Raw genomic sequence first — 18,800 nt, forward strand, 5'->3', positions numbered from 1 at the left:
GACGGGGGTTCGGGGTATACATGAGGCATGGCCGTCCGCACCCCCGATCCCGATCCGAACGAGCGCGACGACGACGGCGAGCCCCGCGACCCGCTGCGTGGGCTCGACTCGACGTTCGACCGCCCGGGGCATCCCGGCGGCGAGAGCTCGTTCGGCTCGCCCGGAGGGGGAGCGGCGGGCAACCCCGCCTGGCTCTCCGACATCGAACTCGCCGAAGCACGCCGCCGCCTCCCCATGCTCTACGTCGAGGCGGTCCCGGTGCGCACCGACGGGATGGGCGCCGTGACCGAGGTCGGCATCCTCCTGAGGGCCACCCCCGTCGGCGAGATCACCCGCTCGATCGTCTCCGGCCGGGTCCGCTACGGCGAGCCGGTGCGGGACGCCCTGTTCCGGCACCTGGAGAACGACCTCGGCCCCATGGCGTTCCCGCTCCTCCCGCCGCAGCCGGTGCCCTTCACCGTCGCCGAGTACTTCCCGATCCCCGGCGTGAGCGCCTTCCACGACGACCGCCAGCACGCCGTCTCGCTCGCCTTCGTCGTGCCGGTCACGGGGACGTGCGAGCCCCGGCAGGACGCGCTCGAGGTCACCTGGATGTCGCCGGAGGAGGCGTGCTCGGACAGCCTGGCCGCCGAGATGGAGGGCGGACGCTCGACGCTCGTGCGGCTCGCGCTCGCCTCGGTCGGCGCCCTGCGCTGAGCCGCGTCGCGACCACCGCACCGACCACCGCGGATCAGGCGCTCATCAGGCGCTCGTCAGGCGCGCCAGCTCGCGGACGAACGCGTCGACGTCGTCCTCGTGCGTGTCGAAGGAGCACATCCAACGGACCTCGTTGCGTGCGGCATCCCAGTCGTAGAAGCGGAAGCTCTCCCGCAGCGCGTCGGCGACGCCGTCGGGCACGGTCGCGAAGACGCCGTTGGACTGCGTCGGCTGGGTGAAGGCGACGCCGCGGATCGACCCGTCCGCGATGCCCGCCTCGACCTCGCCGCGGAGGCGCGCGGCCATCGCGTTCGAGTGCCGGGCGTTGCGCAGGTAGAGGTCGCCCTCCAGCAGCGCGATGAGCTGCGCCGAGACGAAACGCATCTTGGAGGACAGCTGCATGTTGAGCTTCCGCAGGAACAGGAGCCCCTCGGATGCCGTGGGCTCGAGGACGACGACGGCTTCCGCGCCGAGCGCCCCGTTCTTGGTGCCGCCGAAGCTCAGCACGTCGACGCCCACATCGCGCGTGAAGGCGCGCAGCGGCAGGTCGAGGGCGGCGGCGGCGTTGGAGATCCGGGCACCGTCGAGGTGCACCCGCATCCCGAGGCTGTGCGCGTGGTCGGCGATCGCGCGGATCTCGTCGGGCGTGTAGAGGGTGCCGAGCTCGGTGGACTGCGTGATCGACACGACGAGCGGCTGCGCGCGGTGCTCGTCGCCCCAGCCCCACGCCTCCCGGTCGATGAGCTCGGGGGTGAGCTTCCCGTCGTCGGCGGGGACGTTGAGGATCTTGATGCCGGCCACGCGCTCCGGCGCGCCGCCCTCGTCGACGTTGATGTGCGCGGTCGACGCGGCGACCACGGCGCCCCAGCGGGGGAGCATGGACTGCAGTCCCGTGACGTTCGCGCCGGTCCCGTTGAAGACCGGGAACGCCTGCACGCCCTCGCCGAAGTGGTGCGCGAAGACCTCCTGCAGCCGGGCCGTGTAGGCGTCCTCGCCGTAGGCGATCTGGTGCCCGTCGTTCGCGGCGCCGATCGCGGCGAGGACCTCCGGGTGCACGCCGGAGTAGTTGTCGGAGGCGAAGCCGCGGACGGCTGTGTCGTGGAGGGTGCTCACGATCATCCAGCCTAGTTCGCGCCGTCGGGCCCCTCGCCGATGTCCGCCCCGGCGCGTACCCTCACGGTATGTCCGACGACCTGCGTCCCGACATGGATGCCGCCGCCGCCCCGCCTGCCGCCGCCGCACCCCGCTCGCAGCTCGCCCCGCCCGGCGGCGAGCGCACCTTCCGGCACGTCCTGGTCAACACGGCCGCGGCCAACGTGACGACGAGCTTCCTCTGGTTCGCGCTGACCTTCTGGGTGTACATCGAGACCGAGTCGGTGCTCGCCACCGGCATCATCGGCGGCGCCTACATGCTCCTCCTCGCGATCTTCGGGATGGTCTTCGGCACGCTCGTGGACCGCCATCGCAAGCACCGCATCATGGTGGTCTCCGCCTTCGCGACCCTCGCGGCGTTCCTCGTCGCCGGCGCCGTGTACCTGGCGCAGCCCGAATCGGCGCTCCTCGACCTCGGCGGACCATGGTTCTGGCTCTTCTCGGGCATCATCCTCGCCGGGGCCGTCGTCGAGAACCTCCGCAACATCGCGCTGTCCACGACCGTCACCCTGCTCATCCCGGTCGAACGGCACGCCAACGCGAACGGCCTGGTCGGCACGGTGCAGGGCCTCGCCTTCCTCGTCACGAGCGTCTTCTCCGGCCTGTCGATCGGGCTCCTCGGCATGGGCTGGACCCTCGTCATCGCGATCGTGATGACCGCGGTGGCGCTCCTGCACCTGCTGACGGTCCGCGTCCCCGAAGGCCAGCCGGAGCGGGACGAGTCGGCGAAGGCCGCCGATGTGCGCGGTGCCGCCCTCGCGATCCGCGCGGTGCCGGGCCTGTTCGCGCTCATCATCTTCTCGACGTTCAACAACCTCATCGGCGGCGTCTACATGGCGCTCATGGACCCGTACGGGCTGACGCTGTTCCCCGTCGAGTGGTGGGGTGTGGTGCTCGCGGTGGGTTCGACCGGCTTCCTCGTGGGCGGCGGCCTCATCGCCGCGAAGGGACTCGGGCGGAACCCGATCCGGACGCTCCTGTTCGTCGTCATCGGCATGGGCGCGCTCGGCGCGCTCTTCACGATCCGCGAATGGGGCTGGCTGTACGCGGTCGGGATCTGGGCGTACATGGCGCTGGTCCCCGCGGCCGAGGCGGCCGAGCAGACCGTCATCCAGAAGGTCGTGCCGTTCGAGAAGCAGGGACGCGTGTTCGGGGCGGCGACGGCGCTCGAGGTGTCGGCGGCACCCATCACCTCGTTCCTCGTCGCGCCGATCGCGCAGTTCTGGGTGATCCCCTACATGCGCACCGGCGCGGGTGACGACGCGTGGGGATGGCTGCTCGGCGAGGGTGAGGCGCGCGGCATCGCGCTCGTCTTCCTCTTCGCCGGCCTCATCATGATCGTCTTCGGCGTGCTGGCGTTCCTCACGAAGTCGTACCGCGTGCTGTCGGCCGAGTACGCCGAGGCGCCCGGATCCGTGCCGGCCACGGGCGAGACCGTGCCGCCCGCCGCCGCCCGCGGCGCGGTGGGCGGCATGGCGGGTGGCGACGCGAATCAGTCCTGACCGAGCGTCACGACGGTGTCGTTGACGCTCGCGGCATCCGCATCCCAGAGCGCCGCGAAGCGTGTCGCCAGGGCGTCTTCGAGACCGGCCAGCGCCGTCACGCGGAAGACGACGGATGCCGCCCGCAGCGGCACGTGCCCGTCCCGGGCCGCCTTCGCGAACCCCTGCGCGACGGCGCGCGCCCACGCCTCGGACGCCGCCTTGACGGCGGCGTAGTTGGCGCCGCCCGCGAGCGGGCGCGCGACGGCTGTGGACGAGACGATCGCGAGCCGCGCCGCATCCGAGGCCCGCAGGTCGGCGTCGAACGCCCGCGTGACATGCCGGAGCGCCGTGAGGCCGCCCTCGAGGAAGCGGTAGTCCTCGTCGCTCTGACGGGCGAGTCCGCCGCCCCCGCGCCACCCGCCGACGAGGTGCAGGAGGCCGTCGACGCGGATGCCGTCCGCCCGCAGCCGCTCCGCGAGGGTCGCGACGCCCCGCTCGTCCGTGAGATCGCACACTTCCGTGCGCACCCGTCGGTCACGCGGAGTGTCCACGACGAGCGCGGCCAGCTTCTCGGGATCGCGGCCGACCGCGATCACCCGCGCGCCGGCCCCGGCCAGGACGCGGGACGCGACGGCCCCGCTGGTGCTCGTCGCCCCGGCGACGAGCACGGTCCGTCCCGCGACGCCGCGGGGGGAGTCAGGCATCCGTTCCACGGATGCCGGCGGTCGAGTCGATGACGGGGCGCATCTTCTTCTCCAGCGCCTCGAAGAACATCGACAGCGGGAACTCGTCGTCCCGCACCGCGTCGGTGTACCCCTTCGGCGGGCCGGCGAGCACGTCGTCGGGAAGCCCGCGCGCCCACGCCGACGCCGGGTGGGGAGTGAGCGTCCGGCGGACGAGCTCGTATGCCGCGAGCCAGTGCGCGATCTTCGGGCGGTCGATCGACTCCCAGTAGAGCGTGTCGATCTCGTCGGCGAGCGCGACGACCGCGGCCGGGACCTCGTCCCAATCGAACGCGAGCGCCGTGTCGGTCCAGTGCAGCACGCCGCGCTGGTGCAGCCAGGCGAACAGCAGCTGCCCGCCGACCGCGTCGTAGTTGCGCACCCGTGCGCCGGTGATCGCGAACCGGAAGATCCGGTCGAAGATCACGGCGTACTGCACGAGGCCCGCGTGCTCGAGCATCTCGCGCTCGGTCGACGTCAGGTCATCGCGGGGCGCGAGCCGCTGCTCGATCGCGACGCACTCCCGGAACGCGGTCAGGTCGCAGCGCAGCTCCTCCAGCGAGTAGAGGAAGTACGGCATCCGCTGCTTGATCATGAACGGGTCGAACGGCAGGTCGCCGCGCATGTGGGTGCGGTCGTGGATGATGTCCCACATCACGAACGTCTTCTCCGCGAGGGTCTGGTCCTCCAGCATCCGCGCGGCTCCGGCGGGCAGGGCGAGCTTCGTGATCTCGGATGCGGCGCGCACGACGCGGCGGTAGCGCGCGGCCTCGCGGTCCTGGAAGATCGCGCCCCACGTGAACGTCGGGATCTCGCGCATCGCGACGGTCTCGGGGAACAGCACGGCGGAGTTGGTGTCGTAGCCGGGAGTGAAGTCGATGAGTCGCAGCGAGACGAACAGGCGGTTCGTGTACTCGGTCTCGAGCTGCCCGATGAACTCGGGCCAGATAACCTCGACGAGCACGGCCTCCACGAAGCGGTTGCGCGACCCGTTCTGCGTGTACATCGGGAAGACGACGAGGTGGGGGAGGCCGTCGATCCGGTGCTCCTGCGGCTGGAAGGCCGCGAGGGAATCGAGGAAGTCGGGCACGCCGAAGCCCTCCTCGGCCCAGCGCGCGAAATCGCTCACCGACGCCGCGAGATACGCGGCATCATGCGGGACGTGCGGCGCGAACTCGTCGATCGCGCGGGTGATGGTCGTGACGAGGTGCCGCGCGGTGGGGTGGTCGGCGGGGTCTGCGACCGATCCGTCCTGCGCCTGGAACCGCTGCAGCTCGGTGGCGGCAGCCTTCAGCGCCCGCCAGGCGGGATGCTCGGCGAGCGAACGGGCGTCCTCGACGACCTCGGGCTCGCCGATGACGGCCTGCACCGTTGCGGGGGCGTGGCTGATGGTCATGAGTCCTCCGTTCGTCGCTCGCGGTCCGCGCAATTCTACGGGACTTCTTCCGCCGGAGAAATCCAGAGACAGGAAAATTTCCGGTAACCTGGCGGCGTGAACACCCCGGAGGAGACCCGCGCCGTCACGAGGCACCTCGACGACGAGATCGACGTGCAGATCGTCCGGGAGGTCTCGCGCGATGGACGCGCGACCCTGGCGCACCTCTCCGCCGCCGTGGGACTGTCGGTCTCCGCGGTGCAGACGCGGCTCCGCCGACTCGAGTCCCGGGGAGCGATCCGCGGCTACCGTGCCGTCGTCGATCCCGACGCCGTCGGTCGCCCGCTCGCCGCCTTCATCGAGATCACCCCGCTGGACCCGGCGCAGCCGGATAATGCCCCGGAGATGCTCGAGCACCTCGACGCCATCGAGGCCTGCCACTCCATCGCCGGCGCCGCCAGCTACATGCTGTTCGTGCGCGTGGCCGCACCGCGCGACCTCGAGGTGCTGATCCGCGACATCCGCCAGGCGGCCGCCGTCAGCACCCGGACGACGGTCGTGCTGCAGACCTTCTTCGAGAACCGCCCGATCGACCCGGCCCTCACCCGCTGACGGCACCGCGGCTCCGGCGACCTGTCCCGACATCCCCCACAGCGGGCCGGGATACATCCCGCGGTGGATGCCGACGGGCGGGGCCCTCGCGTAGCGTCGAGGCGTGCTCCGCCCCCTCCGCAGATACCAGCTCGTCGTCGACCTCGTCCTCGCCGGGCTGTTCGCCGTCGTGGCATTCCCCGTCGAGCTGCGCGCCGACCCGTCCCTGTCGTTCAACGCCCTCGGCGCCGTGCTCGTCGTCATCGCGATGGCCGCCGCACTGGCGGTGCGGCGGCTCGCGCCCGGGCTGTCCCTCGGCATCGCCTGGGCCGGTGCCATCGTGCAGATGGCCTTCGGTCGCACACCGGGCTACACCGACCTCGCGATCTTCGCCGTGCTGTACGTCACGGCGGCGTACGGCTCGCGGCGCGTGTTCTGGGCCGGTTTCGCGTCCGTCCTCGTGGGCGCCGCGGTCATCACGCTGTACATCTTCCTGCCGGTCTTCGGCGGCGGCGGGTTCAGCCTGTCGTCCATCACGACGGCGTTCGCCGTGCTCCTCGCCGCCCTGTTCGGCCTCGGACTCGCCTGGACCATCGGCGCCCTCGTCCGCACCGGCGTCCGGGCGCGGGAGACCCGGCGCGCGCAGGAGCGCGCCGAGACGGCAGCGGCGACCGAGGCGGAGCGCACCCGCATCGCCCGTGACATGCACGATGTCGTCGCGCACTCCCTCGCCGTGGTCATCGCGCAGGCCGACGGCGCCCGGTACGCTGCGGCGGTCGACCCGGACGCGGCCACCGCGGCGCTGGGGACGATCTCCGCCACGGCGCGCGCGGCCCTCTCCGACGTGCGACTGCTGCTCACCCAGCTGCGGCACAGTCAGGCCGACGGGCCGCAGCCGACCCTCGCCGACCTCGAGCAGCTGTACGCGCATGTGCGCGGCGCGGGCGTCGACCTCCGCGTCGACATCGATCCCGCGCCGCACGGCGAACCGCCGGCATCCGTGCAGCTGGCCGTCTACCGGATCCTGCAGGAGGCGCTCACCAACGCCCTCCGCCACGGCGACGGCGGCCCCGTCGATGTCGCCCTCGCGTGGCATCCTGACCGTGTGGAGATGCACGTGCGCAACCCGGTCGGACCGCGCACCGACGAGCCGCGTGGCCACGGCCTGATCGGGATGCGCGAGCGCGCGCAGCTCGTCGGCGGAAGCCTCGACGCCGGCGTCGAGGGCGCTGCGTTCGTCGTCAACGCGACCCTGCCGATCGGCGGGGCCGCGTGAGCGCCCCGATCCGTGTCGTCCTCGTCGACGACCAGGCGCTCTTCCGCGCCGGGATCCGCATGGTCATCGACTCCCAGTCCGACCTCGCGGTCGTGGGGGAGGCCGGCGACGGCGCCGAGGCCCTCCGCATGGTCCGCGCGACGCGTCCCGACGTGGTCCTGATGGACATCCGGATGCCGGTCATGGACGGGCTCGCGGCGACGGCTGAGCTCCTCCAGGACGCATCGTTCGGCGACACCTCGCCGCGGATCGTCATGCTCACCACCTTCGACCTCGACGAGGCCGCGGCCCGCGCGATCCGCCAGGGCGCGAGCGGCTTCCTGCTGAAGGATGCCGACCCCGAGTTCCTCCTGGCCGCCATCCGGACAGTGCACGCCGGCTCGGCGGTCATCGCCGCCGCCGCGACCCGCGAGCTCTTCGCCCACTTCCCGGAGGCTGCAGCCGCGCCCGTGCCCGCCAGCTACGCGACCCTGACCGAACGGGAGCGGGAGATCTTCGCGCTCGCCGCCCGCGGCCTCTCCAACGCCGAGATCGCGGCGCGCGAATACCTGTCCGAGGCGACTGTCAAGACCCACATCAGCCGCATCCTCACGAAGCTGGCGCTCCGTGACCGTGTGCAGCTCGTCGTGTTCGCCTTCGAGCACGGGCTGGCCTGACCGCCGCACGGATCATCCTGGAGATGTACATCCGAGCGACTCCCGGCGGACGCGCCATCCCCGCCCGGCTTCGTAGCGTCGAAGACATGGAGATCACATCGACCGACCTGGGCCTGGCTGCCCGGGTGCAGCAGCTGACCAAGACCTACGGCGCGGGCGAGTCCGCCGTCCGCGCGCTCGACGGCGTCACCGTCGGCATCCGCCGCGGTGAGTTCACCGCGATCATGGGGCCCTCCGGTTCCGGCAAGTCCACGCTCATGCACATCATGGCGGGGCTGGACGCCCCGACCTCGGGGCGCGCGTGGATCGGCGACACCGACATCACCGGTCTGTCCGACCTCGAGCTGACGATCCTGCGCCGCCGGCGGGTGGGCTTCGTCTTCCAGTCGTTCAACCTCGTCCCGACCCTCGACGCCCTCGGCAACATCCTGCTGCCGTTCGACCTCGACGGCCGATCGCCGAGCGCGCTCGAGCGGGCGCGCATCGACGGACTCATCGAGTCGCTCGGTCTCGGTCCGCGTCTCACGCACCGGCCGCACGAACTCTCCGGCGGGCAGCAGCAGCGCGTCGCGATCGCGCGCGCCCTCGCGACGGCGCCCGACCTCGTCTTCGCCGATGAACCCACCGGCAACCTCGACTCCCGTTCGGGCCGGGAGGTGCTCTCGCTGCTGGCCGCCGCGAGCCGCGAGCACGGCCAGTCCATCGCGATGGTGACGCACGACCCGGTCGCCGCCGCGTACGCGGACCGCGTCCTCTTCCTCGGCGACGGCCGCATCGTCGCCGACAAGCCCGCACAGACGGCCGAAGCCGTCTCGGCCCACATGCTCGCCGCCGAGCAGGTGCCGGCATGACCGCCGTCGCTGTCGCCGGACCGGCGCGACGGATGCCGGTGGCGATCCCCGCCTGGCTGCGCGAGCGCGGCATGGGGGCGACCGTCCTCGTCGCGGCGATCTCCGCGGCATTCGGCGTCCTGCTCATCAGCGCGACGGGGTTCCTCGGTGCGTGGCTGAAGGCCGACCCGTACATCGGCGGCGGCGAGACCGTCGCCGTCGTCGTGGGCATCCTCAGCATCCTGCTCGTCGGCGTCGCCGTGTACGTTGCGGCCATCGTCACGGCGAACACGTTCGCGACGATCGTCGCCGGGCGCACGCGCCACATCGCCCTCCTCCGGCTGATCGGCGCGTCGGCGCGCGCTCAGCGCGGCGAGATCGCCCGGCAGGGGCTCGTCGTCGGAGCGATCGGGGGCCTCGTCGGACTCGTCGGCGGCACGCTCGCGGCGTGGGGACTGCTCGCGCTCGGGTCGCGCCTCCTCGCGATCGACGTGATGTACACCGTCGTCCAGCCCGTGCTGCTGATCCCGGCGGCGATCGTCGCGCTGACGACCTGGGCCGCCGCGTGGGCGGGATCGCGCCGCGTCCTGTCGGTCACGCCGCTGCAGGTGCTCTCCGGCTCGGTCGAGCGCTCGCACGACGAGGTGAGCGCGGCACGCAGCCGTCCTGTCGCCGCGATCGCGCTGTTCGTCGTCGGTGCCGCGCTGCTCGCCGCCGGCATCCTGATCGGTCTCCTGACCCCGCTCGGCGTCGTCGTCGCGTTCTTCGGCGGGCTGGCGTCCTTCACGGGTCTCACCCTCGGCGCGGTGCTCGTCATGCCCCCGCTGCTCCGACTCACGGGGCGGCTGTTCGGCCGATCCGCCCCCGCGCGCCTGGCCGCGGAGAACGCCCTTCGCTACCCCGAGCGCTCGAGCCGCATGGCGATCGGCGTCGTCATGGGCGTCGCTCTCGTGACGATGTTCGCCGTCGCCAACGAGTCGGTGAAGATCGTCATGGCGGCCTCGGGCGGCGGCGAGCTTCCGGGCGACCTGGCGCAGATCCTCGACACGTTCGCGGCGATCATGATGGGGCTCGTCGCGGTCTCGGCCGTCATCGCGGCGGTCGGCCTCGTCAACCTCCTCACGATCGGCATCGTGCAGCGGCGGCGCGAACTCGGACTGCTCCGTGCCCTCGGGCTGACGTCCGCGCAGGTGCGGCGGGTCGTCCTGTTCGAGGCGGCGCACGTCACGATCACGGCGCTCGTCTTCGGGCTGGTGCTGGGCATCGCGTATGGGTGGGCGGCGGCGCAGTCGCTGTTCGGGTCGATCCAGATCCCGCCGGACTGGTCGTCGCCGACGTTCGTCGCGCCGGGGATGCCATGGGTTCCGATGCTGGTCGTCATCGTGGCGACGGCGGCGCTCACCCTCGTCGCCGCCGTCACCCCGACGCGGCTCGCCACGCGCGTCGCGCCGGTGGAGGCGCTCGCCGAGTGACGAGGCGCAGGTCGACGGGGGTGTCGCTTCAGGCTTCGGTCGCGGCATCCCCGTCGTCGTGCAGAGCGGTCTCGGGGTCGTACGCCCAGGACGGTGCCACCTGCCGCAGGCGCGCACCCCGCCACTGCCAGGTCGCCCACAGCACGGGCCAGAGCGGAAGGGCCGCGGCGCCGCCGACCACGAGCCGGTCGCGCCAGAGCGTCTTGCTCGGATCGCCGGGCGCCGGGGAGACGGCCATCTGGTGGTCCCAGACATCCAGCGCGGAGAGCGGGCCGGTGAGCGGAATGCCGCTGTCGCGCAGGATCCGGACCGGGCCACGGCTGTCCTCGGTGTAGCGCTCGCTCACATGGATGAGCTGCCGCCCCACCGGGATGGCGCCGGCGAACGTCAGCTGGACCGGCACGTCGGCGCCGACCGTCATCGACGTCGCGGGGTGCGCCTCCAGCGGCTGCATGCCCAGGAGCGGTGCGTACAGCTCCGCGACCGCGCGCGGGGAGTGCAGTGCCCGCCACGCGGCATCCGCGTCGCAGTCGAGGACGAGCTTCAGAAGGATCCGCATGCCTCAGTGTCGCATCACGGCCGATTCGGTCTAGAGTGAAACGATGAATGGGAGCGCTCCCATACCGACTCGACAGACCTCTGGACGCCGATGCCCATTTCTCCCGCCATTGAATCCGGTGACCGCTCGCACGCGGTGACGCCGGTCGAATCCGTCGCGCAGATCTCCACGCTGCTCGAGGACACCGACCCCACCCTCGACCCGGCTCTGGCCGGGGTCGCTCGTCAGGCAGCCGCCGACGGTCTGGTCCTGCTGCACAACGACGGCACACTGCCCCTCGGGGGTCGTCCCGTCGCCGTCTTCGGGCGCGTGCAGATCGACTGGTTCGCCGTCGGCTACGGATCGGGCGGCGACGTGAAGGTGCCGTACGTGTGGAACCTCCTCTCCGGCCTGCGCGACGCCGGCGTGCAGGTGGACGCCGAGATCGCCGACCTCTACACCGACTGGTGCGCCCGCAACCGCCCGGCGTTCGAGGGCACGTGGGGACAGTGGCCGCACCACTTCCCGGAGATGCCCCTGGATCGAGCGGTCGCCGCCGCGGCGGCGGAGCGCGCCGACACGGCGGTGGTCGTGATCGGGCGGGCGGCCGGTGAGGCCCGGGAGAGCGTCCGAGCGCCGGGCAGCTTCCACCTCACCGACGACGAGCGGACGATGCTGGATGCCGTCACGGCATCCTTCGCGCACACCGTCGTCGTCCTCGACGCCGGGAACGTCATGGACCTGTCGTGGGTCGCCGGCTACGGCGACCGCATCGGCGCCGTCCTCTACGCCTGGCAGGGCGGGATGGAGGGCGCGCGCGCCGTCGCCGCCGTGCTCTCCGGCGAGATCGCGCCGAGCGGCAAGCTGACCGACACGATCGCCTGGTCCTACTCCGACTACCCGAGCGCCGCGAACTTCGGGAACCCCGACTTCAACGAGTACGCCGAGGACATCTTCGTCGGCTACCGCTGGTTCGAGACCTTCGCACCCGAGCGCGTGCAGTACCCGTTCGGCCACGGCCTCGGGTACACGACGTTCGACGTCACGGTCGCGGGGACGCAGACCGATGCCGGCGGCATCCGCCTCGCCGTCGACGTCCGCAACAGCGGCACGACGCACACCGGACGGGAGGTCGTGCAGGTGTACGTCGCCGCGCCGGACGGCCGCCTCGGTCAACCCGCCCGCCGCCTCGCCGCGTTCGCGAAGACGGGCGATCTGGCGCCCGGCGACGTCGAGCGGGTCGAGCTCGCGGTGCGCCTCGACGACCTGGCCTCCTACGACGACTCGGGAGTCACCGGCCACCGGAGCGCCTGGGTGCTCGAGGCCGGCGACTACGGCTTCCTCGTCGGCACCGACGTGCGCGCGGCCACCCCGGCCGCCGTCGTGACGCTCGACGTGCTGCGCGTCGTCCGCCAGGTCTCCGAAGCAGCCGCCCCGTCACCGTCGACCCCGTTCCGCCGGATGACCCTCGCGCGCGACGAGGACGGCCGCGCCCTCGTCGCGTGGCAGGACGTGCCCACCGCGACCGTCCGCCGCGCCGAGCGCGTCGCCGCGGGTCTCCCCGCGGAGACCCCGCCGACCGGGGACCGCGGCATCCCGCTGGACGCCGTCGCCGACGGCACCGCGACCCTGGACGAGTTCGTCGCCCAGCTGAGCGCCGAGGAGCTCGCGCTCCTGGCCCGCGGCGACGTCACGATGCACAGCCCGCTGGGCGCCGCGGGGAACGCGGGCGTCCTCGGCGGGGTGTCCGCCTCGCTGCGCGCGAAGGGCGTGTCGCCGGTCACGACGACCGACGGCCCCAGCGGCATCCGCCTCTCCGCGTATGCCTCGCTGCTGCCGTCGGGCACCGCCCTGGCATCCACGTGGGACACCGCGCTGGTCCGCGAACTCACCGCGCTGCACGGCCAGGAGATGATCCGCAAGGGCTCCGACGTGCTGCTGAGCCCCGGCATGAACATCCACCGCGACCCGCTCTGCGGACGCAACTTCGAGTACTTCTCCGAAGACCCGCTGCTGACGGGCCGGATGGCCGCCGCCGTCGTGACGGGCGTGCAGTCCAACGGCGTCGCGGCGTGCCCGAAGCACTTCGCCGTCAACAACCAGGAGACCAATCGGACACGCAACGACTCGCGCGTCTCCGAGCGGGCGCTCCGGGAGATCTACCTGCGCGGGTTCGAGATCTGCGTGCGGGAGGCGGAGCCCCTCGCCCTCATGACCTCGTACAACCAGGTCAACGGCGTGTGGGCGCATTACCACCACGACCTCGTCACGACGATCCTGCGGGAGGAGTGGGGGTACGCCGGCTGCGTCATCACCGACTGGTGGATGGAGGAGGCCGTCGATCCGGACTTCCCCGCGCTCGAGAACAACGCCTACCGCGTGCGGGCCCAGGTCGACGTGCTCATGCCCGGCGGCGTGAAGACCCAGACCGGCCCCGGCGACCACGCCGACGACACGATCCTCGAGTCGTTGGCGCGCCCGGACGGGCTGACGCTCGGAGAACTGCAGCGCTCGGCGCGGAACGTGCTGCGCCTCGTCCTCGCGCTGAAGCCGGTCGTCGACGCCCGTAGCCTGGACGCGTGAGCTCCCCCTTCGACCAGTCCCGCTACCAGGTGCGCCTCGACTGGGGCGTGACCGGTCTCGAGCGCCTCGCGCCGGCCGACATCACGGTGGTCGTCGACGTCCTGCGCTTCTCGTCGACCGTGGTCGACCGGGTCGCGGCGGGGGAGTCCGTCGCGCTCGACGCCGCAGCGCACGCCGTCTCGCTCAACGGCGCGGCGGTGGCCGCGCACGCCGCCGCGAAGGGGACCGCCGTCCTGCTGGGGGCGCTGCGCAATGCACGCGCCGTCGCGGACGCGATCCTCGCGGAGCAGCGGCGTCGCGGCGATCGGACGAGCATCGCGCTCATCGCGGCGGGAGAGCTGGTGCCGGGCGACCCCGGCGCGCCGCTGCGGTTCGCGGTCGAGGACCTTCTCGGCGCCGGCGCCGTCGTCGATGCGCTCGGCGCCCTCGGCGTGGATCACACGTCGCCGGAGGCGGCGGCGGCCGGTGAGGCGTTCCGCGGGCTCCGCGGCGCGGTCCGGCATCTCCTCACGGCGAGCGGCTCGGGTCAGGAGCTCATCGACCGGGGGCAGCGCGACGAGGTCGTCGCCGCCGCAGCGGTGGATGCCGCGACCTGCGTCCCCGTCCTCCGCGACGGCCGGTTCACCGCGTACGCCTGAGTCCGGTGCGGAGCGGCCGGCTCAGCGCGGCGTCATCGCGGCCAGGCGCGTCGCGGCGGTGATCTCGCGCCGTCGCCAGCTGAAGAGGTGCCGCTCGTCGAAGACCGGCGAGCACTTCGCGCACGACGTCGCCCGCGTCGCACGGCGGTGCCGGTAGGCCGTGTGACCGGCGGGGCAGACGCCCACCCAGGGCGCGAGTTCGTTCGCCGTCTCGCCGTAGTGCGTCACGCCGCCGGTGTACCCGAGGGATCGCGCCGTCCGCTTCCATGCCGCCCCGTGTGCGGCCTTCGCTCCGGCGAGCGCATGCGCGACCTCGTGCAGCAGCACCTGCCGGTTCTCCTCGTCGTCGAACCGGGCGGCGAGGTACCGCGACACCGTGATGCGCTTGCGGGTGTAGTCGCAGGCGCCGGCGCGGCGCTTGGCGTTGTCGAAGGCGAACGACCAGGACGTATCGAGGTGCGCCGCGATGAGGGCTTCCGCTTCGTGGCGGACGATGTGCAGCTCGGTCATGCGGGGACGATAGAGCGGGGGTCGGACACTCAGCTGGCGACGGATGCTGCGCCGCGGCGCCGGTCGGCGGCCTCGATCGCGAGCAGTGTGGACTCCAGCTGGTCCTCCGGCGCTCCGGACTCCTGACGCAGGAACAGCGCCCGCTTGAAGTCGGTGCGCGCGGCGGAGTAGTCGCCGGCGTCGAAGTGGACCTTGCCGCGGTGCTGGAACGCGAAGGCCGCGAGCGGCGTCCACCCCTGCCCCTCGGCTTCCTCCGTGCACATGTTCAGCTCGTGCAGCGCGGCCGCGTAAGCGCCGCGGAACTGCTGCACGGTCGCGTGCAGCACGCGGGCGCGGAGGAGGTCCTTCCGGGTGCCGGCCATGCGGGCGACCCGCACCGCCTGCTCCGAGACGACGAGCGCGTCCTCGAGCTTGCCGAGCACCTTGAGCAGCCACACGCGCTCGAGGAGGGCGGGGAGGCTCCGCTGGTCGCCGAGCTCGTCGAGACGGTCCTTGCAGCGGCGGAGATCGACCTGCTCGCGCAGGGTGTCGGGGTCGTACCCGAGGATGTAGCTCACCGTCGTCTCCCTTCGCGCGTGCCGGTTCGCGCCTCCAGTGTCACCCGAGGTCCGCCGCATCCGGCGAGGCACGCCGCGCGCCGTCGACCTCGGAGTCGGAACCGGGCTCAGCGTTCGAACACGGAGGCCGCGGGCTTCGGCGACGGGACGGCATCCGCATCCGTCACAACCCGCGCGCCGCGCGCGAACTCGTCCAGCTCGGTGCCCTGCGCGACCTTCGCGGGGTGGGGGCCCGCGGCCATGAGGCGGGGCAGCCATTCGACCGGCAGGGGCGCGGGCGACGCGGCGATGACGAGGTTCCCGAACCGGCGCCCCTTCAGCGTCTGCACCTCTGCGAGAACGATGACCTCCGGCAGCACGGCGCGCACGGTGGCGACCTGGCGCCGCGCGAATGCGAGTCCGGCGCCGTCGGCGACGTTGACGAGCAGGACGCCGGCGGGGGCGAGGAGGCGTGCGAGCGTGCGGTAGTACTCGACGGTCGTGAGGTGCGCGGGTGTCTGCGCCCCCGCGAAGACGTCGGAGATCACGAGGTCCGCGGCGCCGACGAGACCGGGCGGCATCTTCTCCGCGACGGCCCGCGCGTCGCCGATGCGCATGCGCACCTGCGCGCCGCGGGGCAGGGGGAGGTTCTCCCGCACGAGATCCGCGAGGGGCTGCTCGAGCTCGACCACCTGCTGGCGGGAGCCGGGCCGGGTGTGCTCGAGGTAGCGCGGCAGGGTGAGCGCCCCGGCGCCGAGGTGCACGGTGGTGAGCGGCTGGCCGGGCATCCCGAGGAGGTCGACAACGGCCGCCATCCGCGCGATGTACTCGAAGTGCAGGTGCGTCGGATCGTCGAGGTCGACGTGCGACTGCGGGGTCCCGTCGACGTCGAGCTCGTAGCCGCCGGCGAAGCGGCTCGGGACGATGCGGGCGAGCGTGCCGTCCGACAGGCGCCGCGACGGCCCCGCTTCCTCCACCCGCGCGCGCGCCATGCCCCCACGCTACCCGCGCCCCGGCGCCGCGCCTGCGCCGCGCGCCCCCCGCCCCCGCGCCTGTGCTCCCCGCGCCGCTCACACCGGCGAACCAGCAACGGCTCGCCGACCCCCTGCGACTCCGACGTCATTCGCGGATGGGCTCGGCGAGCCTATGCCGGCTCGCGGCACGCGCCTCCGTGCCCGGGCCTCCCTCTGTGCCCGCACCTCCCAGGGCCGCGAGAAACCACATCCGGCATGACAAACCACCCCTGGCGTGGTGTCTCATGCTCGAGGTGGTTTCTCAGCGGATGACGGCGGCCCGGGAGCGGGGCCGGGCGGCGCTACCGTGGGGGCATGGCGGTGATCGACCTCAACGCGGACCTCGGCGAGACCGTCGACGGCGTGCCGACGGCCGACGACGAGGCGATGTTCGCGGTCGCCTCCAGCGCCTCGATCGCGTGCGGCGGTCACGCCGGCGACGACGCCTCGATGCGCGAGGCCGTCGAGCGCGCGGGACGTCACGGCGTCGCCGTCGGCGCACACCCCTCCTACGTCGACCGTCCCGGGTTCGGCCGCGCCGCGCAGGATGTCCCGCCCGCCGTGCTGCGCGCGCAGGTGGCGGCGCAGCTGACCGCGCTCCTTGCGGCCGGCGCCGACCTCCGCTACGTCAAGCCCCACGGCGCGCTCTATCACGCGGTCACGGCGGATGCCGACACCGCGGGCGCCCTCGCGACCGCCGTCGCGGATGTCTCCGCCCGCCTCGGCCGCCCGCTCCCCGTCCTCGGCCTGGACGGCGCGATCGCCCGGGCGGCGGAGTCCCGCGGCCTGCCGTTCCGCCGCGAGGCGTTCCTCGACCGCGGCTACCGCGCCGACGGCTCCCTCGTCCCGCGCGACCGACCCGGCGCACTCCTGCACGACCCGGACGCCGTCGCAGCCCGCGCCGTGCAACTCGTGCGCGAGGGTGTCGTCGAGGCCGTGGACGGCACACTCGTCCGGGTGGATGCGGTGTCGCTGTGCGTGCACGGCGACACCGCCGGTGCCGTCGCGATCGCGCGCGCCGTGCGTGCCGCGCTCGATGCGGCGGGCGTGGCGGTGCGCGCCCCGTGGTGATCGACCTCCGGCTGCTGCCCTTCGGTGATCGGGCCGTCCTCGCCGAAGTGGCCTCGCTGGCCGCGGTCCTCGACCTGCACGCGCAGGTGGCGGCGCAGCCGCCGGCGGGAGTCATCGACATCGTGCCCGCGGCCCGCACGGTGCTCGTCCGCGTCGACCCGCAGGTGCTGCCGCTCGACGCGGCGCGCGCGTGGATCGCCGCCGCCGCGGAGGCGCCCGCGAGCGCACCCGCCGCGGCATCCGTCGTCGAGCTCCCCGTCGTCTACGACGGGGAGGATCTGTCCGCGACGGCCGCACTGCTCGGTGTGACACCGGGCGAACTCGCGGCCCGGCACGCCGGCACCGAGTGGACGGTCGCGTTCACCGGCTTCGCGCCGGGCTTCGGCTACCTCGTGAGCGACGCGTGGCCGTTCGACGTGCCGCGCCGCGCGACACCGCGGACGCGCGTGCCGACCGGTGCCGTCGGGCTCGCCGGCGCCTTCAGCGGCGCGTACCCCCGCGAGACGCCGGGCGGCTGGCAGCTCATCGGCACGACCGCGGCGACGCTCTTCGATCCGGACGCCGACACCCCGGCCCTGCTCGCGCCCGGAACGCGCGTGCGCTTCGTTCCGCGGGCTCCGGATGCGGTGACGGGCGACGCGCACGACGAGAGGGCGGGCGCGACCCGCGCAGCCGGCGGCGTCGGCTCGCACATCGCGGCCCACCCCGCCCCGGCCCACCCCGCCTCGGCCCGGCCCGCCCTGACCGTCCTCGACCCCGGACTGCTCGCGACGGTCCAGGACCAGGGCCGTCCGGGCCATGCGGCGGAGGGTGTGGCGCTCTCCGGTGCGCTGGACCGCGCCGCGCTGCGCACGGCGAACCGGCTGGTCGGCAACGACGAGGGCGCGGCGGGCATCGAGATCACCCTGGGCGGCTTCCGCGCGGTCGCGCACACCGACCTCTGGGTCGCCGTCACCGGCGCGTGGGGTGCGATCCGCTGCGCCGGGCGCGAGCTCGCGCCGTACGAGGCGCACCTGTGGCCGGCCGGCGCGGAGCTGCAGGTCGACTGGTTCACGCGCGGCGCGCGCGGCTACCTCGCCGCGCGCGGGGGCATCGAGGCACGGGCGGCGCTCGGCTCGCGGAGCACGGACATCCTCTCCAGGCTCGGCCCGGCACCCCTCGCCGCCGGCGTCGAGCTGCGGCTCGGGCCCGAGGCGTCCGGGCCCGTCCCGCCCGAGGACCTGCATCCGTGGGGCCCGCCCGACGACGATCTCATCGAGGTCGGTCTGGCCCCCGGGCCGCGCGCCGACTGGTTCAGCCCCGGCGCTCTCACAGCCCTGTTCGAGGAAGCCTGGACCGTGACCAGCCAGGCCGACCGCGTCGGCATCCGTCTCGACGGGCCGATCCTCGATCGCGTGCGGGGCGAGGAGCTTCCGAGCGAGGGGATGGTCCCCGGCGCCCTGCAGGTGCCGCCCGCCGGCCGCCCCGTCATCCTCGGCGCGGACGGACCCGTCACCGGCGGCTACCCCGTCATCGCGGTGGTGTCGGATGCCGGGCGGGACGCCCTGGCGCAGGCGCGACCCGGCACGACACTGCGCTTCCGTCACGCGCGGATGTCGTGAATCGCTAGCATCCAAATAAGGGGCTGTTGCCCTGTCACCGAGATGGTTAAGGGTGA

Annotated in this window: 18 protein-coding genes; 11 read left to right on the top strand and 7 right to left on the bottom strand. The window is 73.2% G+C overall.

The window, feature by feature from the left end; translation table 11 throughout:
• Positions 1–27: 27 nt before the first annotated feature.
• Positions 28–696 carry an NUDIX hydrolase family protein gene (locus QZL85_RS10270; protein WP_295576512.1) on the top strand — a complete coding sequence of 223 codons (669 nt, stop codon included), beginning with the start codon at positions 28–30 and terminating at the stop codon, positions 694–696.
• 45 nt (positions 697–741) lie between these two features.
• Here the strand turns inward: QZL85_RS10270 and QZL85_RS10275 are convergent, their stop codons facing one another.
• Positions 742–1,809 (bottom strand): low specificity L-threonine aldolase, encoded by a 1,068-nt coding sequence (locus QZL85_RS10275; RefSeq protein ID WP_295576514.1) that lies wholly within the window; start codon positions 1,807–1,809, stop codon positions 742–744.
• 68 nt (positions 1,810–1,877) lie between these two features.
• Here QZL85_RS10275 and QZL85_RS10280 point away from each other — a divergent pair, with 68 nt between their 5' ends.
• On the top strand, positions 1,878–3,350 hold the full coding sequence (locus QZL85_RS10280; RefSeq protein WP_295576516.1) for an MFS transporter: 1,473 nt from the start codon (positions 1,878–1,880) through the stop codon (positions 3,348–3,350).
• Here QZL85_RS10280 and QZL85_RS10285 read toward each other — a convergent pair.
• Both QZL85_RS10285 and QZL85_RS10290 read right to left on the bottom strand, forming a co-directional pair.
• Positions 3,341–4,036 carry an SDR family oxidoreductase gene (locus QZL85_RS10285; RefSeq protein WP_295576518.1) on the bottom strand — a complete coding sequence of 232 codons (696 nt, stop codon included), beginning with the start codon at positions 4,034–4,036 and terminating at the stop codon, positions 3,341–3,343. The genes QZL85_RS10280 and QZL85_RS10285 overlap by 10 nt on opposite strands.
• On the bottom strand, positions 4,029–5,450 hold the full coding sequence (locus QZL85_RS10290) for a DUF6421 family protein (protein WP_295576520.1): 1,422 nt from the start codon (positions 5,448–5,450) through the stop codon (positions 4,029–4,031). Before QZL85_RS10290 ends, QZL85_RS10285 begins: the two co-directional genes overlap by 8 nt.
• A gap of 96 nt (positions 5,451–5,546) precedes the next feature.
• On the opposite strand from QZL85_RS10290, the gene QZL85_RS10295 reads away from it, so the two are divergent.
• The 5 genes from QZL85_RS10295 (at position 5,547) to QZL85_RS10315 (ending at position 10,254) form a co-directional block, all read left to right on the top strand.
• Positions 5,547–6,041 (top strand): Lrp/AsnC family transcriptional regulator, encoded by a 495-nt coding sequence (locus QZL85_RS10295; RefSeq protein ID WP_295576521.1) that lies wholly within the window; start codon positions 5,547–5,549, stop codon positions 6,039–6,041.
• Between the two features lie 103 nt (positions 6,042–6,144).
• On the top strand, positions 6,145–7,296 hold the full coding sequence (locus QZL85_RS10300) for a sensor histidine kinase (protein WP_295576523.1): 1,152 nt from the start codon (positions 6,145–6,147) through the stop codon (positions 7,294–7,296).
• Positions 7,293–7,952, top strand: a complete 660-nt coding sequence (locus QZL85_RS10305) for a response regulator transcription factor (RefSeq protein ID WP_295576525.1) — start codon at positions 7,293–7,295, stop codon at positions 7,950–7,952. Before QZL85_RS10300 ends, QZL85_RS10305 begins: the two co-directional genes overlap by 4 nt.
• 86 nt (positions 7,953–8,038) lie before the next feature.
• Entirely contained in the window at positions 8,039–8,803 is a 765-nt protein-coding gene (locus QZL85_RS10310; RefSeq protein ID WP_295576526.1) for an ABC transporter ATP-binding protein, read from the top strand.
• Positions 8,800–10,254: an ABC transporter permease gene (locus tag QZL85_RS10315; RefSeq protein ID WP_295576527.1), complete on the top strand. Its 1,455-nt coding sequence runs from the start codon at positions 8,800–8,802 to the stop codon at positions 10,252–10,254. The genes QZL85_RS10310 and QZL85_RS10315 overlap by 4 nt, the downstream gene beginning before the upstream one ends.
• Before the next feature lie 28 nt (positions 10,255–10,282).
• On the opposite strand, the gene QZL85_RS10320 is transcribed toward QZL85_RS10315, so the two are convergent.
• Entirely contained in the window at positions 10,283–10,813 is a 531-nt protein-coding gene (locus QZL85_RS10320; RefSeq protein WP_295576528.1) for a hypothetical protein, read from the bottom strand.
• A 90-nt stretch (positions 10,814–10,903) separates the two neighbouring features.
• On the opposite strand from QZL85_RS10320, the gene QZL85_RS10325 reads away from it, so the two are divergent.
• Positions 10,904–13,375, top strand: coding sequence for a glycoside hydrolase family 3 C-terminal domain-containing protein (locus QZL85_RS10325; RefSeq protein WP_295576529.1), 2,472 nt, complete (start codon positions 10,904–10,906; stop codon positions 13,373–13,375).
• On the top strand, positions 13,372–14,013 hold the full coding sequence (locus QZL85_RS10330; protein WP_295576530.1) for a 2-phosphosulfolactate phosphatase: 642 nt from the start codon (positions 13,372–13,374) through the stop codon (positions 14,011–14,013). The genes QZL85_RS10325 and QZL85_RS10330 overlap by 4 nt, the downstream gene beginning before the upstream one ends.
• Positions 14,014–14,034: 21 nt before the next feature.
• Here the strand turns inward: QZL85_RS10330 and QZL85_RS10335 are convergent, their stop codons facing one another.
• The 3 genes from QZL85_RS10335 to QZL85_RS10345 all read right to left on the bottom strand — a co-directional run bounded on the left by QZL85_RS10335 (position 14,035) and on the right by QZL85_RS10345 (position 16,051).
• On the bottom strand, positions 14,035–14,523 hold the full coding sequence (locus QZL85_RS10335) for a SprT-like domain-containing protein (RefSeq protein ID WP_295576532.1): 489 nt from the start codon (positions 14,521–14,523) through the stop codon (positions 14,035–14,037).
• Between the two features lie 29 nt (positions 14,524–14,552).
• Complete coding sequence (locus QZL85_RS10340; RefSeq protein ID WP_295576533.1) at positions 14,553–15,080, bottom strand: hypothetical protein; 528 nt, start codon at positions 15,078–15,080, stop codon at positions 14,553–14,555.
• Positions 15,081–15,187: 107 nt separating this feature from the next.
• Complete coding sequence (locus tag QZL85_RS10345; protein ID WP_295576534.1) at positions 15,188–16,051, bottom strand: spermidine synthase; 864 nt, start codon at positions 16,049–16,051, stop codon at positions 15,188–15,190.
• Positions 16,052–16,387: 336 nt separating this feature from the next.
• On the opposite strand from QZL85_RS10345, the gene QZL85_RS10350 reads away from it, so the two are divergent.
• Together QZL85_RS10350 and QZL85_RS10355 are read left to right on the top strand one after the other, a co-directional pair.
• Entirely contained in the window at positions 16,388–17,143 is a 756-nt protein-coding gene (locus QZL85_RS10350) for a 5-oxoprolinase subunit PxpA (protein WP_295576535.1), read from the top strand.
• Positions 17,137–18,744, top strand: coding sequence for an urea amidolyase family protein (locus QZL85_RS10355; protein ID WP_295576536.1), 1,608 nt, complete (start codon positions 17,137–17,139; stop codon positions 18,742–18,744). The genes QZL85_RS10350 and QZL85_RS10355 overlap by 7 nt, the downstream gene beginning before the upstream one ends.
• The last annotated feature ends 56 nt before the right edge of the window (positions 18,745–18,800 follow it).

Source organism: uncultured Microbacterium sp. (genome assembly GCF_900078385.1).
Lineage (GTDB): Bacteria > Actinomycetota > Actinomycetes > Actinomycetales > Microbacteriaceae > Microbacterium.